Genomic DNA, 13,466 nt, shown 5'->3' on the forward strand with positions numbered 1-13,466 from the left:
GCGCACGCCCTCGCAGAGAAACGCATGTGAAAGCGGCCCCGCCGCTTTCACGCACCGCAAAGAGGGCCATCCGGCCTGATGCGCGGCGCCGCTCCGCTAAGCCAGGAACCGGCCCGCCACCTCCCCCGACATATAGCTGACCCGCCCGCCGGAAATCGTTGCCGCCACCCGCTGGCTCTGCTTGTCCAGCACCAGAATGTCGGCGCGCTTGCCTCCCTCCAGCGTGCCGCGGTCCGCGAGCCCCAGCAACCGCGCAGGCCCGTCCGAGACCAGCCGCCAGGCGCCTGCCAGGTCCAGCAGGCCGGAGCGGTCCAGCATCAGCGCCGCACGGCGCGGGCTGGGATAGTGGTAATCGGAGGCCAGCGCATCGCACAGCCCCATGGCGATCAGTTCGACAGCAGAGGCGTTGCCCTTGTGCGAGCCGCCGCGCACCACGTTGGGCGAGCCGAGGATCACCGGATCGCCCGCCGCCCGCGCGGCCTCTGCCGCCTCCATCGTCTCGGGGAATTCCGAAATCCGGGCGCCGCGCTCGCGCCAGACGGCCCGGTCCGCGGCGCTCTGGTCGTCATGGCTGCCAAGGCGCACATCCAGTGCCGCCAGTTCCGCGCAAAGCGCATCCAGCCTGCCCGGCACCTGATCCCGGCGCGCGTGCATGTCCATCAGCATCTGCCAGTGGACCTCCGGGTTGCGCCCCGCCTTCAGCGCCTGGCCGGTCAGCCGCGGCGGCTTCTTGCCCGCCGCCAGCCGGCCGTGCGGCAGGTGGTCGTTGAACACCACATATGGTACCTGCCACTCCGCCACCTTGGCTGCGAGGGTGCTGTAATCCTCCAGCATGTGGATCTCGAACCGCAGCTGCGGCAGCAGATCGGTCACGACAGAGCCGCGCACCGCCTGAATAGCCTCGAACACCTGCGCCGCGAACTCCGGCCCGCGCAGGCCGCCCTCCCAGGAGTAGAACTGCGCCAGCACCGCGGTGGTGATGCCGTTGGCCGCCAGCTCTGCCTCGGCGGCGACCACCCCCTCCGCCATCTGCTTCATCGCGCCCCGCCGCGGCGCCAGATGGCGCTCGAACCCGTCGCCATGCACGTCCACGATGCCCGGCAGCACCAGATACCCGCTCAGGTCAACGCGGCGCCCGGCGGGCGCCCCCGTCACCAGACCGCCGTCAATGGCAATCTCGCCGCCGCGCTCCAGCCCGCCGGGGCGCAGCACGTCGCCGCCCTGCAAAGTGAGTTCCAAAGTCATTTCTCCGCCTCTCCGCAGCCGCCGTTCAGCTGGCAGGCCTCGCTGATGATTTCATCCACCGCCGCCAGCCAGCCGAGCGACGGCTCAAACCGCCCCTCCTCCAGGAAATGCAGCGCCTGCGCCATCACCTGCGGGCTGTTCATCATGTAGGTGTGGGTGACCGGCAGCGTCAGATGCGCCGCCATGCCGTCCACCCGGGTGCTCTCGACCGAAACCTTGCCGTCATCCGGCCCCGGGATCAGCGCGGAAAACAGCGGGTTCAGCGTCTCATTGCCCGCAATCACCCCCAGCTTGAAATCCGCCGGCGGCAAGCGCCCGGGCAGGCTGTCCGCACCAGTGCCCAGCTGCAGCCCGGCGGGGCCGTTCAGGTAGCCGAAGACCGCCCAGTCGCCCAGCTCATCCACCAGCTCGCTGCCCTGGTTGGGCGGCCCCATCATCACCACCCGGCCCAGGTTTTGCGGGCGGTTGCCCTGCAGCCAGTAGCGCAGCAGGATGCCGCCCATCGAATGGCTGACCACATGGGCCGTTTGACCGCCGCAAGCGGCAAACGCCGCCGGCAGCGTCCGGTCCGCCAGCACCTCCACCGGCTCCTCCGTGGAAGGGTAGCCGGGCCGCACCACATCGTAACCGCGCGACTGCAGGACCTCCTCCATCACCGCAAAGGAGGTTTCGGACCGCGCCAGCCCGTGCAGCAGGATCACGCAATCGGCCGCCGCGGGCAGCGGCAGCAGCGCCGCAGCGGCGGCAAGGACGGGTTTCACAACATCACGCATGACGCCCAGATAAGCGCAACCGGCGGCACAGGGAAGACCCGGACTGGCCGGCGGCGCTACCGGGCGGCCTGCTTCGCGGCCTGCCCCTTGCGCGCGGGCGCGCGCAGAACCACCAGCGCAATGCCGCCCAGCACCGCGGCGGTGCCAAACACCAGCCGCAGCCCGACCGGCTCGCCCAGCAGCACGGCGCCCGCTAGGATGGCGATCACCGGCACGCTCAGCTGCACCGTGGCCGCCACCGCGGGCGCCAGCTGCGGCAGCACCCGGTACCACAGCGCATAGCCCATGCCGGAAGTCACCGCGCCCGACAGCACCGCCAGCAGCACGCCCCAGAGGCTGACCACCGTGCCGCCGCCCGCCAGCAGCAGCACCGGCAGCATCATTGCGCTGGACCAGGCGAAGTTCACCGCCGTCGCCGCCAGCGGCTGCCGGGCGCCGCGGCCCAGCAGGCTGTAGATGCCCCAGCCCAATCCGCTGGCCGCCATTAGCAGCGACGCCATCAGCGGCACGCCCGTTCCGTCCGCAGGCCAGACCACATAGGCCAGCCCCAGAAAGGCCAGAACCGCCCCCGCCACCTGCATGCCCGCCGCCGGATTGCCGCGGAGGGCGCCCCACAGGAACATCGAGATCTGCACCACGCCGAACAGCACCAGCGCCCCGAGACCGGCATCCAGATCCTGATACGCCAGGGTGAACCCCGCCATATACAGCGTCAGCGCCGCCCCGCCCCACAGGGACGCGGGCCGCAGAACCCGCTCACGGCTCCAGGGGTTCAGCCCGCGCGCGGAACACAGCAGCGCCAGCATCAGCGCGCCGGAGACCAGCCGCCACAGGCCGAACCCGGTGGCATCCATATATCCGCCGCCGATCGCCGCCCGGCCAAGGATCGAGTTGGCGGCAAAGGCCAGCATGGTGAGGCAGACGAGGAGAAACAGGCGCATGCAGCAGGGCTACCCCGGCGGCAAACGCAGGGCCAGTGATTTCTTCGTGTCAGTCGGCTGTCTCCAATTGCGCATCCGCCTGCGCCAGAAGACTTTACCCCTTGAAGACATTTTCCCGATGCCAGCGAAGATATGATTTGTGCGGTTTGAATGCCGGATTCACAGGTTCGATCAAGCGCCGGTCCGGCAGCAGCAAGCGCGCCAGGGTCGCCTCATCCACCGCCTGTCTGGCAACAAGAACCTCATTGTCATCGCTGATCGAAAGCAATCCCCGGTCGAACATCCAATGCACGGTTCCCGACAAGGCCAGCCCGTTCCGCACCGTATCCGGGCCGCGCTCCGAGACCGGAACGATATGCGCAGCCTCCACCTCCGGCCGCCCGCCGCCATTGCGCAACTCCAGCCCTGACATCGAACAGCGGCCGCCATAGGCATGTTTGACCTGCCGCGCAAAACTGCGGTCCCGGAAGGCCCGCTGGGACAGCAGCATCTCGCGAACCTGATCCTGCGGTTCAAAGACGGTCTGCGCCTCGGCAAAACCGGGCTCTGCGGTGAAATCTCCGGTTCGCGGAATGGCATTCGGCTCTTCGCGCGCCGCCAGACCGGCGTTGATAATACGCGCAAAATCCGCGTCGGAGATCAGCCGGACCGCGCTGGTGTTGCTGCCGCGTGACCTGGGCAACCCGGTTTCATACGGCCCCTGCCCCTCCACCCATCGGGGCACAAAATTCTCGAAAGACAACTCGCTGGCTGTATCCAGCAGCGCATACGCCAATGCAGGATCTTTCGGATCATCCTGAACCTGAAGCACGCGCTGAACGGAATGGTAGCCTTTGCCGCCGCCGCGCCGCCCCTCATAAAATATAACCCAGTCTCCGACGGTTTGCTCAACCCGGCTCAGATAGTGTTTCTTCGGAAAATGGTAAGCTTTGCCAGGCTGATCGTCATAACCCGAATGCGAAGACTGAATGAAAACTGCTTTGACCATGGCGGCGACTTTAATCGTTGCTTCGAGACCGAAAAGAGGCAGGAAAACCAGCGCCCCGCTCTTTCACCTTTGCACAAATACTCGCGCCGCAGGCAGGCCCGCAAGGCGGGCCTTCATTACCCGCAGAAACAAAAAGGGGCCGCCCTGAGGCAGCCCCAAATCTTGCAGTCATCAGCGGCGGGCTTCCGGCAGATTGGCCTTAACAGCCAATCGCCTGTCGCCTCATCCCAAATCCCAAAGGGATTTGTGATTACATCATGCCGCCCATGCCGCCCATGCCGCCCATGTCGGGCATGCCGCCGCCTGCCGCGCCTTCTTTGGCGGGCTTGTCGGCAACCATGGCTTCGGTGGTGATCAGCAGGCCGGCAACCGAGGCCGCGTCTTCCAGCGCGGTGCGGGTCACCTTGGCCGGGTCGATCACGCCGAAGGAGAACATGTCGCCATATTCACCGGTCTGCGCGTTGTAGCCGAAGTGGTTGTCCGCGGATTCGCGGATCTTGCCGGCAACCACGGCACCGTCAACGCCTGCGTTCTCGGCGATCTGGCGCAGCGGCGCTTCGATGGCCTTGCGGACGATGTTGATGCCCGCGTTCTGGTCGGCGTTGGCGCCTTCCAGGCCTTCCAGGTTCTTGCCGGCCTGCACCAGGGCCACACCGCCGCCGACGATCACGCCTTCCTGCACGGCTGCGCGGGTCGCGTTCAGAGCGTCGTCCACACGGTCCTTGCGCTCTTTCACTTCCACTTCGGTCATGCCGCCGACGCGGATCACGGCAACGCCGCCTGCCAGTTTGGCAACGCGTTCCTGCAGCTTCTCGCGGTCGTAGTCAGAGGTGGTTTCTTCGATCTGGGTGCGGATCTGGGCAACACGTGCTTCGATCTCGGCCTTCTCGCCAGCACCGTCGACGATGGTGGTTTCGTCTTTGGTGATCTGGATCTTCTTGGCGGTGCCCAGCATGTCCATGGTGACGGACTCGAGCTTCATGCCCAGGTCCTCGGAGATCACCTGGCCGCCGGTCAGGATTGCGATGTCCTGCAGCATGGCCTTGCGGCGGTCGCCGAAGCCCGGTGCCTTGACAGCAGCAATTTTCAGGCCGCCGCGCAGCTTGTTGACAACCAGGGTTGCCAGCGCTTCGCCTTCGACGTCCTCAGCGATGATCAGCAGCGGCTTCTGCGACTGGATCACCTGCTCCAGCAGCGGCACCATCGGCTGCAGCGAAGACAGTTTCTTCTCGTGCAGCAGGATCATGCAGTCTTCCAGCTCCGCGACCATCTTGTCGGGGTTGGTGACGAAATAGGGCGACAGGTAGCCGCGGTCGAACTGCATGCCCTCGACCACGTCGGTCTCGGTTTCCATGCCCTTGTTCTCTTCGACGGTGATGACGCCTTCGTTGCCGACTTTCTGCATCGCGTCGGCGATCTGGCGGCCGATTTCAGCTTCGCCGTTGGCGGAGATGGTGCCAACCTGCGCAACCTCGTCGGAGTCCTTCACTTCGCGGGCCATTTCCTTCAGGCTCTCGACGACCTTGGAGGTGGCGAGATCGATGCCGCGCTTCAGGTCCATCGGGTTCAGGCCGGCAGCAACCTGCTTCAGGCCTTCCTTGACGATCGCCTGGGCCAGAACGGTTGCGGTGGTGGTGCCGTCACCGGCTTCGTCGTTGGTGCGGGAAGCAACTTCCTTCACCATCTGGGCGCCCATGTTCTCGAACTTGTCTTCCAGTTCGATTTCCTTCGCCACGGACACGCCGTCCTTGGTGATGCGCGGTGCGCCGAAGGATTTGTCCAGAACCACGTTGCGGCCTTTCGGGCCCAGGGTCACTTTCACGGCGTCGGCCAGAATGTTGACGCCTTTCAGCATGCGGTTGCGGGCATCGGTGTCGAATTTGACGTCCTTAGCAGCCATTTTTCACTCTCCTAGAGAAATTCTGTGGGTTTCAGCGATCAGGGATCAGAGCAGCCGGACGGCTTACTCGATGATGCCCATGATGTCGCTTTCCTTCATCATCAGCAGCTCTTCACCGTCGACGGTGATCTCGGTGCCGGACCATTTGCCGAACATGATGCGGTCGCCGGACTTCACGGCCATCTCGATCAGCTCGCCGCTGTCCTTGCGGGCGCCTGCGCCGCATGCAACCACAACGCCCTCGCTCGGCTTTTCCTTGGCGGAATCGGGGATGATCAGGCCGCCTGCGGTTTTCTCTTCGCTTTCGGTGCGGCGCACCAGCACGCGGTCATGAAGCGGTTTCAATGCCATCTTTGCAGCTCCTTGAAAGGCTCAAAGGTTGTTATCTATTGGACCTCCGCCTCCCCGGCGGGGCCGTTATCACTCACAGGGGGTGAGTGCTAACGAGGGGAAGCTAGGAATGCCCCCGCATCTTGTCAACACGGAATCAGCAAAAAAGTGAGGGCGCCGGAGCGCCCTCTGACTGCCGCGGGTTCACCCCCTTATGCAGCCTTGGTTTTCAGGTGCGGAAAGCTGTCCCTGAAGCGGCCGAATTTATGCGCGCCGCAGGTGACCGGTTCATAGCGCGCGGGGTTCTCCGCGCTGACGCAGCTGTCCAGCGGCTGGAACACCGCATCCGCATCGGCGTCGATGAAGAACGGAATCGAATAGCGTTCCCGGCCGGAGGCATTCACCACCCGGTGCAGGTTGGCCAGATACAGGTCATTGGTCAGCCGCTGAATCAGATCGCCGATGTTGATGACAAATGTCCCGGCAATCGGCGGCCCCTCCACCCAGGCGCCGTCGCGGTTCATTACCTGCAACCCGCCCACATCGTCCTGCGCCAGGATGGTCAGGCTGCCGTAATCGGTATGGGCGCCGATCCCCATCACGCTTTCGTCGATCTGCCCTTCCTGCGGCGGGTAATGCAGCAGCCGCTGGATGGTGATCGGGTTCTGCATCCGCGGCGCAAAGAAATCCGCCTCCAGATCCAGGCTGACCGCAATCGCCCGCATCAGCCGCTGCGCCAGCCCCTTCATCTCCTGATGGTAGCCATAGACCGCGCGCGCAAATTCCGGCCGCGCCGCGGGCCACAGGTTGGGGCCGAAGAACGGCGCGTCCCCGGCCGGGCTTTCCGGCCCGATGTCGAAACACTCTTTCAGGTCCCTGGTCTTCTTGGGGTCGGTGTTCTCGCCGAAGATCTCGATATAGCCGCGCAGGGCAAGGCCCGACTTGGAGATATGCAGGTCCATCTTGTCCTGCAGCGGCAGGTCGAAAAAGCGGCGGGTCTCCTCAAAGGCGCCGTTCACAACCGCCTCCGGCACCCCGTGGTTCCTGACATAGAAGAAGCCGGCGTTGGTCAGCGCCCAGCGGATTTCCTTGGCCACCTCGAACAGGCTGCCGCCTGTGTTCAGCGCGCTGACGTCGATCACCGGGATCTTGTCGAAGGAGACCCGCTGCGCCCGCAGCCGGTCCTGAAGCCGGTCGATATCCTGATCTGCCATTGCTGTCTCCCCTTGTGCAAAGCTGCGCCAGTCATCGGCCGCCGGGGCGGAACGCTCAACAGGGAAAAAATGCCGATCAGGTGAGATAAATTAAACTCAACAGCGCCTAATACCTTAAATAGAAGCGGATTTGAGCATCACATAGAACGGTATTTTCTCAATCAATGGCAGGGGTGGACACGCCCGCCTCCCAGCTCTCCGCCCAATGCACCAGCCCTTCGCGGCCCGCATCGGTCAGCTGGTAAATGCCGGTCTCCACCCGCTCGAACCAGCCATAGTGGTTGCTGGCCATCAGCCGCGTGGCCCGCGCCACGCCGGTGGCCCTGGCGACCGCCGCCCCCTTGCAGGCGCCCGCTTCGGCCAGATGCGCCGCACAGGCCAGCGCGTCCTGGCGGTAGGCGGTGACAATGCCGTGCCGGGTGGCGCCGCCCGCGTTGGGATCGCCGCGCAAGGTTTGAAACTCCCGCAGCAGCCGCGCCTGCTTCTTCTTCGATTTGCGCGGCGCATAGGGCCCCGGGTCGCAATGCACCTCGGCCCGGCCGTCCGCCAGCACCGTGATCAGCCCCAGGCCCAGCCGCCGGCACATCGCCAGATTGTCCTTCATCATCCGCCGCGCCTGCCGCCCCCCGGGCCGCGGCACCGCGATATAAACCTGATCGGTAATGGCCAGCCGCGCGATCGCCTGGTGAAACAGCGACAGCGAGAACTTCAGCTTCAGCTCGACGATCACCGGCGGCTCCGCGCCGCGCACAGCCACCACATCGGCGGCGCCCACCTCGCCCTTCACGGCGTAGCCCTGCCCTTCCAGCAGCGCCTTCACCGGCGCATACAGCTGATCCTCGCGTTCCATGCCCCATGACTGGCAGGAACCGGGCGCCTTGGCAACTCAGTGCCGGTCGCCGCTTTGCCGGTTGGCTTCGCTGATCCAGTCCGCGGCAAAGGCCACCAGCGCGCTGTAGCTGCAAAGGCGGCACTCCGCTGCGCCCAGCCGCCCAGTTGCGACCGCCCCGGCGCCCTCAAACGCCGCCCCCACCAGTGGGAACAGCCGGTTCAGGTCATCGGCCGCATCCGGCGTCTCCATCCAGGGCGCGTCACCGCTGCCGGTCTTGAACCGGCGGATCTTGGTGCGCTTCACCTCCGCCAGGCTTTCCGCGGTGTGCAGCGCCGAGCAGCGGTTCCAGCCCACCCCAACCAGCAGAATCTTCATCTGCCGCCGGTGCCGCAGCCGGCCCATCGGCGTGCCCTCGCCCAGCGCCCAGGCCAGCCGGTGCGGTTCCAGGTGCTCGGCGGCATCCGCCCCGTTCAGGCAGACCGACACCGCCGGGTGGCTGCTGCGCAGGGTGCCGGGCCAGGTCCGGAAAGTCTCGGCGATCACGCCCATTCCCGCGGTCGGCGACCGCTCCGGATCATGGCCGGGAACCGCCCTCTCCGCCTCCGCCGCAGCTGCCTCCGGCAGGCTGTCCCGGTCCAGGTCCGCCGGAAAATAGGCGTCGGTTGAAAACCCCGGCATTGCCAGCAGCCCCGACGGTCCCGCAGCCGCCTGCATCGCTTCAATCACCGCAGCCGCTCCGCCTGCAACCGGCCCCAGCGCCCGCATCGAGGCATGCACGAACAGCCCGTCGCCGGGCGCAACGCCCAAGGCCTGCAGATCCGCGGCAAGGGTATCGGAAGTCAGAAGTGCCATGATGTGACAGGGCCTGTGTCAAAGCGGCCGAGCGCCCGCTGGTTTTTCGCAGACTGCCCGCCGCCGCCCCCGGCGGCAAGCCGGTTTTCACCCGCTGCAAGCTCTCATTCTGAAGGAGACGGAGGGTTTTACATTGCCGCGCCTGCTGCCCCGCCCTAGGCTCATATACTCAGGCCGCAACTGCTGGGGCCGCAACCCAGGCCGCAGTTCCGGCACTTCCGGGGAAAGGGCGCGCGATGAAACGGATAGCACTGGCACTTGCCCTGATTCTGCAGGCCTCTGCCGGGTTTGCCGCCTGCCGCGGCATCGACTACCGCGACCACCTGCCCGCCGCTGCCCGGGCGCATCTGGACCGCGAGATGGCGGCCACCCCGTTCTCCGAGGGCAACCACTGGGTCGCCACCAAGGGCGGCCGCACCATTCACGTGATCGGCACCATGCACGGCGGCGATGCCCGCATGGCCAAGGTGATGCGCACCCTGCGCCCGGCGCTGCGGTCGGCGCAGGCGATCTACCTGGAGACCTCGGACCAGGACATGCAGCGCCTGGACCCGATGCCGCCGGCCCTGGCCCGCAGCTTCCTGCTGCCGCAGGGGCGCGAGCTGCGGCAGCTGCTGCCGCCGGACGCCTGGCGGCGGTTCGAACTGACCGCCCGGGTGGCCGGCGCCAACCTGGAAACCATGAACCGGATGCAGCCCTGGGCGATCTCGATGTTCCTGGTGCAAAGCGGCTGCCGCCCCTACGGCTTCGGCCTGCGCCGCGGGCTGGACGACCGGATCGCCGATTTCGCCCGCCGCAAGCGGATTCCGCTCGGCGCGCTGGAAACCCCGGAGCAGGCGCTGGCCGCGATCGCCAGCCTGCCGCTCAGGGACCAGGCCCGGATGCTGGAGCTGGAGCTGCAGCTGGTGCAGTCGGACAAGCCCGAGGACGCCACCCCGGTTGAGGCCTATTTCGACCAGAGCGTCTGGACCTCCTTCGTGCTGGCGCCCTGGATCAGCGCCCAGTACAGCAGCTTCACCCATGCCGAGACCAAGCGGCTGTGGGCCCAGTACAACCGCCGCCTGCTGGACCAGCGCAACATCCGCTGGATGAAGGTGATCCAGGCCGCCCGCCAGGACCGCTTCGTGATCGCCGTCGGCGCCGCCCACCTGCCGGGCAAAAACGGGCTCTTGAACTTGCTGCAGGCCAAGGGCTTCAGCCTCAGCCGCGCCCCGTGGTAGGCTGCGGCAGATCGGCCTTGCACTTCCCCTTTCAGGATATTCTTTCATGCGTTTTCTCCTCGCCCTTGCCTTCCTGCTGCTGCCCGCGCCGCTTTGGGCCGCCTGTTCCGGCACCGATCAGCGGCTGGCGCTGTCCGCCGTTGAACGGGCCGAAATCGACGCCCGGGTCGCCGCCACACCGTTTGCCGAGGGCAACCACTGGATCGCCCGCCGCGGCAGCCGCACCGTGCATGTGGTCGGCACCATGCACATCAACGACCCGCGGCTGGACGCGGTCACCGAAGCGCTGAAACCGCTGATTGCCGAAGCCGACCTGCTGCTGCTCGAAGGCACCCGGCGCGAGGAGGCCGAGATGATGGCCGCGATCGGCCGCGACCCGTCGCTGACCCTGATCACCGACGGCCCCAGCCTGATCGACCGGCTGGAGCCGCAGGAGTGGCAAAGCCTGGCCGAAACCGCCCGCGCCAATGGCGTCGCGCCCTGGATGGCCGCCAAGATGCGGCCTTGGTTCCTGGCCGTTTCCCTGGCGGTTCCGCCCTGCCTGCGCGGCTCGCCGGAACTGACCCGCGGCCTCGACAAGCGGCTGGAGCAGGCCGCCAACGAGGCCGGCACCGGCACCCGGGCGCTGGAAAGCCCGATGACCGTGTTCGAGGTGTTCAACAGCGAGCCGCTGGAGGAGCAGGTCCGCCAGCTGCGCGCCTACCTGACGCTTCTGGGCGGCGAACAGGATGCGATCCTCACCATGATCGAAAGCTATTTCGACGAGCAGGCTCAAACCTATTTCACCATCTACGAGCGCGACTTCCTGCAGTCGGACGCGCTGCCGCCGGAGGAAACCCGCCGGATCTGGCAGGAGGCGATGGAGGACCTGCTGGACAACCGCAACCGCGCCTGGATCCCGGTGATCGAGGCGGCGGAGGGCGATCTGATCGTGGTGGCCGCCGGGGCGCTGCACCTGCCCGGCGCGCACGGCGTGCTGAACCTGCTGAAGCAAAAGGGCTACGCATTGGAGCGCGCCCCGTTCTGAGCACAACGCCGCATTGCAGCAGCTGCGGGGTGACAAGCCTGCGCGCCAGCCCTATAAGGCGCGCAAATCCCGCATTTCTGACCTTATGCATGAACAGGACAGCCCCATGACCATCCAAGTTTTCGGCCATAAATCCCCCGACACCGATTCCACCGGCTCCCCGATCATCTGGGCCTGGTACCTGAACGAGGTGAAGGGCGTTGCCGCCGCGCCCAAGCTGCTGGGCGAGCCGAACACCGAAGCCGCCTTCATGCTGCAGCGCTGGGGCTTCGAGAAGCCGGAAATCATCGCCGACGTGGCCGATGACGCGGCTGTTGTCATCGTCGACACCAACAACCCGGCCGAGCTGCCCGCCAACATCAACGGCGCCGACGTGCAGGCGATCATCGACCACCACAAGCTGGTCGGCGGCCTGGAAACCAAGGGCCCGATCGACATCACCATCCGCCCGCTGGCCTGCACCGCCACCATCATGTTTGACCTGATGGGCGACGATGCCGCCAAGATGCCCGAGGCGATCAAGGGCGCGGCGCTGACCTGCATCCTGTCTGACACGCTGGAATTCCGCTCCCCGACCACCACCGCGCATGACAAGGCCGTGGCCGAGAAGCTGGCCGCCGACCTGGGCATCAATATCGCCGACTACGCCGCCGAGATGTTCGCCGCCAAGTCCGACGTCTCCTCCTTCTCCGACGCCGAACTGCTGCGCATGGACTCCAAGGAATACGAAGTCGACGGCACCAAGTTCCGCGTTTCGGTTCTGGAAACCACCGCGCCGGCCGTGGTTCTGGACCGCAAGGCGTCGCTGATGAACACCATGACCGATGTCGCGTCTGAGGACGGCGTCGATCAGGTGCTGCTGTTCGTTGTCGACATCCTGAACGAGGAAGCCACCCTGCTGGTGCCGAACGACCTGGTGAAGACCGTGGCCAGCAAATCCTTCGGCGCCGATGCCGCCGGCGACACCGTGGTGCTGCCGGGCATCATGTCCCGCAAGAAACAGATCATTCCGAACCTCAAGGTCTGATCGCGGCCATCCCGCAAACGGATCAAAGGCGCCCTGCGGGCGCCTTTTTCTTTTTGAGGCAAGCTCTGCTGCGGCGGCTGCCGCGGCTGAATCGCTTCCGGCAAGTGCGCCGCCCGGCTCCCCCGGCCGCCGGGCGGCGGATCTTCCGGCACCCCGCCATTCAGGAGCCGTCACCACTCACTCGCTACGCACGCACCCGCCGGAAACGGCCGTCCGGCCCATTAACCGGACGCAAAACAAACATTGCCTGATGGCCCTTGGCCGGCCAACCTAGTGATATTGCTAGGGCTGTGGATTCTCATAAGGCTAAACGACCGACAGATCCGCCCGGTTAAAGTGTGCTCAGCGAGTGAATGGTGCTGCCATGAAAAACGCCTTGATCGACACCCTTGATACGCTGCTGCATCCGCAGGACCCCGGCGGGCGCTGGCTGGCCGCGCAGCAGCTGGCCCGCGAGATGGGCGTGAAAAGCATCCTGGTGGCCCAGATCAGCGGCCCCAGCAAGCACATCGGATGGATCAGCACCGACATGCCTGCGGCCTGGATGGAGGAATACCTCGGCGAGGGCTATATGGCGGTGGACCCCTTTCTGAACGGCCTCGCGGACAAGCCCGGCAGCATGCAGCTGGACAGCGGGGTGCTGCGGCGGTCCGAGGCCGGCAGCAAACAGGCCTGGGCCCTGAACCACGGGCTGAAGGACGCGGGCTTCGGCGGGCTGATCTGCTCGCGCTACGGCGCCGCGGGCGGTCCGGGAAAGCTCGTGACCCTGGCCTTCGACTGCCCGGCGGAAACCGCCAGGGCGGCTGCGCCGCTGGAGGTGCAGCTGTTCTCGGCCCTGCTCGCCAGCACTCTCGGCCAGGACGATCCGCCTGCCGCGGAGCGCTACAGCAGCCCCGGGCGGCCCCTGCTGACCGCGCGCCAGCAGCAGGTGCTGTCGCTGCTGGCCCAAGGCATGATGACGGCCCGCATTGCCGAAACGCTTGGCCTGTCAGAGGCGGCGGTGTCGCTGCATTTTGCCAATGCCCGGAAGGCCCTGGGCGCCGCGACCCGCGAACATGCCCTGGCCCTGGCGCTGAAGCAGGGGCTGATTTCCCTGTAGCCGCGGAAACGGCAGCCC

13 protein-coding genes are annotated in these 13,466 nt (G+C 66.3%); 4 read left to right on the forward strand and 9 right to left on the reverse strand.

Annotated elements, in window-relative coordinates; all coding sequences use genetic code 11:
• Positions 1–96: 96 nt before the first annotated feature.
• The 9 genes from KUV26_RS06495 to KUV26_RS06535 all read right to left on the reverse strand — a co-directional run bounded on the left by KUV26_RS06495 (position 97) and on the right by KUV26_RS06535 (position 9,075).
• Positions 97–1,245, reverse strand: coding sequence for an alpha-D-ribose 1-methylphosphonate 5-triphosphate diphosphatase (locus tag KUV26_RS06495; protein ID WP_222507752.1), 1,149 nt, complete (start codon positions 1,243–1,245; stop codon positions 97–99).
• Positions 1,242–2,018 (reverse strand): alpha/beta fold hydrolase, encoded by a 777-nt coding sequence (locus tag KUV26_RS06500; protein ID WP_222507753.1) that lies wholly within the window; start codon positions 2,016–2,018, stop codon positions 1,242–1,244. Before KUV26_RS06500 ends, KUV26_RS06495 begins: the two co-directional genes overlap by 4 nt.
• Positions 2,019–2,074: 56 nt before the next feature.
• Positions 2,075–2,959, reverse strand: coding sequence for a DMT family transporter (locus KUV26_RS06505; protein ID WP_222507754.1), 885 nt, complete (start codon positions 2,957–2,959; stop codon positions 2,075–2,077).
• A gap of 94 nt (positions 2,960–3,053) precedes the next feature.
• Positions 3,054–3,947: an HNH endonuclease gene (locus KUV26_RS06510; RefSeq protein WP_222507755.1), complete on the reverse strand. Its 894-nt coding sequence runs from the start codon at positions 3,945–3,947 to the stop codon at positions 3,054–3,056.
• A 250-nt stretch (positions 3,948–4,197) separates the two neighbouring features.
• Complete coding sequence (gene groL / locus KUV26_RS06515) at positions 4,198–5,847, reverse strand: chaperonin GroEL (RefSeq protein ID WP_222507756.1); 1,650 nt, start codon at positions 5,845–5,847, stop codon at positions 4,198–4,200.
• Between the two features lie 63 nt (positions 5,848–5,910).
• A complete protein-coding gene (locus KUV26_RS06520; RefSeq protein WP_008554234.1) occupies positions 5,911–6,198 on the reverse strand; it encodes a co-chaperone GroES in 288 nt (95 codons plus the stop codon).
• 191 nt (positions 6,199–6,389) lie between these two features.
• Positions 6,390–7,391 (reverse strand): isopenicillin N synthase family dioxygenase, encoded by a 1,002-nt coding sequence (locus tag KUV26_RS06525; RefSeq protein ID WP_222507757.1) that lies wholly within the window; start codon positions 7,389–7,391, stop codon positions 6,390–6,392.
• A 157-nt stretch (positions 7,392–7,548) separates the two neighbouring features.
• Complete coding sequence (locus KUV26_RS06530) at positions 7,549–8,241, reverse strand: DUF2161 domain-containing phosphodiesterase (RefSeq protein ID WP_222507758.1); 693 nt, start codon at positions 8,239–8,241, stop codon at positions 7,549–7,551.
• Between the two features lie 36 nt (positions 8,242–8,277).
• On the reverse strand, positions 8,278–9,075 hold the full coding sequence (locus KUV26_RS06535) for an aminoglycoside N(3)-acetyltransferase (protein WP_222507759.1): 798 nt from the start codon (positions 9,073–9,075) through the stop codon (positions 8,278–8,280).
• Positions 9,076–9,311: 236 nt separating this feature from the next.
• On the opposite strand from KUV26_RS06535, the gene KUV26_RS06540 reads away from it, so the two are divergent.
• The 4 genes from KUV26_RS06540 (at position 9,312) to KUV26_RS06555 (ending at position 13,448) form a co-directional block, all read left to right on the forward strand.
• Positions 9,312–10,295: a TraB/GumN family protein gene (locus KUV26_RS06540; protein ID WP_222504907.1), complete on the forward strand. Its 984-nt coding sequence runs from the start codon at positions 9,312–9,314 to the stop codon at positions 10,293–10,295.
• A gap of 46 nt (positions 10,296–10,341) precedes the next feature.
• Positions 10,342–11,322 carry a TraB/GumN family protein gene (locus tag KUV26_RS06545; protein WP_222507760.1) on the forward strand — a complete coding sequence of 327 codons (981 nt, stop codon included), beginning with the start codon at positions 10,342–10,344 and terminating at the stop codon, positions 11,320–11,322.
• Between the two features lie 106 nt (positions 11,323–11,428).
• Positions 11,429–12,349, forward strand: coding sequence for a manganese-dependent inorganic pyrophosphatase (locus tag KUV26_RS06550; RefSeq protein ID WP_222507761.1), 921 nt, complete (start codon positions 11,429–11,431; stop codon positions 12,347–12,349).
• 364 nt (positions 12,350–12,713) lie between these two features.
• On the forward strand, positions 12,714–13,448 hold the full coding sequence (locus KUV26_RS06555; RefSeq protein WP_222507762.1) for a helix-turn-helix transcriptional regulator: 735 nt from the start codon (positions 12,714–12,716) through the stop codon (positions 13,446–13,448).
• The last annotated feature ends 18 nt before the right edge of the window (positions 13,449–13,466 follow it).

This window comes from Leisingera daeponensis, from assembly GCF_019801465.1.
GTDB classification, from domain to species: domain Bacteria; phylum Pseudomonadota; class Alphaproteobacteria; order Rhodobacterales; family Rhodobacteraceae; genus Leisingera; species Leisingera daeponensis_A.

Bases quoted from the DNA above. Each gene is read 5' to 3' on its own strand.
- KUV26_RS06510 (WP_222507755.1), bottom strand. From the start codon at position 3,947: ATGGTCAAAGCAGTTTTCATTCAGTCTTCGCATTCGGGTTATGACGAT.
- KUV26_RS06495 (WP_222507752.1), bottom strand. From the start codon at position 1,245: ATGACTTTGGAACTCACTTTGCAGGGCGGCGACGTGCTGCGCCCCGGC.
- KUV26_RS06525 (WP_222507757.1), bottom strand. From the start codon at position 7,391: ATGGCAGATCAGGATATCGACCGGCTTCAGGACCGGCTGCGGGCGCAG.
- KUV26_RS06505 (WP_222507754.1), bottom strand. From the start codon at position 2,959: ATGCGCCTGTTTCTCCTCGTCTGCCTCACCATGCTGGCCTTTGCCGCC.
- KUV26_RS06535 (WP_222507759.1), bottom strand. From the start codon at position 9,075: ATGGCACTTCTGACTTCCGATACCCTTGCCGCGGATCTGCAGGCCTTG.
- KUV26_RS06540 (WP_222504907.1), top strand. From the start codon at position 9,312: ATGAAACGGATAGCACTGGCACTTGCCCTGATTCTGCAGGCCTCTGCC.
- KUV26_RS06545 (WP_222507760.1), top strand. From the start codon at position 10,342: ATGCGTTTTCTCCTCGCCCTTGCCTTCCTGCTGCTGCCCGCGCCGCTT.
- KUV26_RS06550 (WP_222507761.1), top strand. From the start codon at position 11,429: ATGACCATCCAAGTTTTCGGCCATAAATCCCCCGACACCGATTCCACC.
- KUV26_RS06555 (WP_222507762.1), top strand. From the start codon at position 12,714: ATGAAAAACGCCTTGATCGACACCCTTGATACGCTGCTGCATCCGCAG.
- KUV26_RS06520 (WP_008554234.1), bottom strand. From the start codon at position 6,198: ATGGCATTGAAACCGCTTCATGACCGCGTGCTGGTGCGCCGCACCGAA.
- groL (WP_222507756.1), bottom strand. From the start codon at position 5,847: ATGGCTGCTAAGGACGTCAAATTCGACACCGATGCCCGCAACCGCATG.
- KUV26_RS06500 (WP_222507753.1), bottom strand. From the start codon at position 2,018: ATGCGTGATGTTGTGAAACCCGTCCTTGCCGCCGCTGCGGCGCTGCTG.
- KUV26_RS06530 (WP_222507758.1), bottom strand. From the start codon at position 8,241: ATGGAACGCGAGGATCAGCTGTATGCGCCGGTGAAGGCGCTGCTGGAA.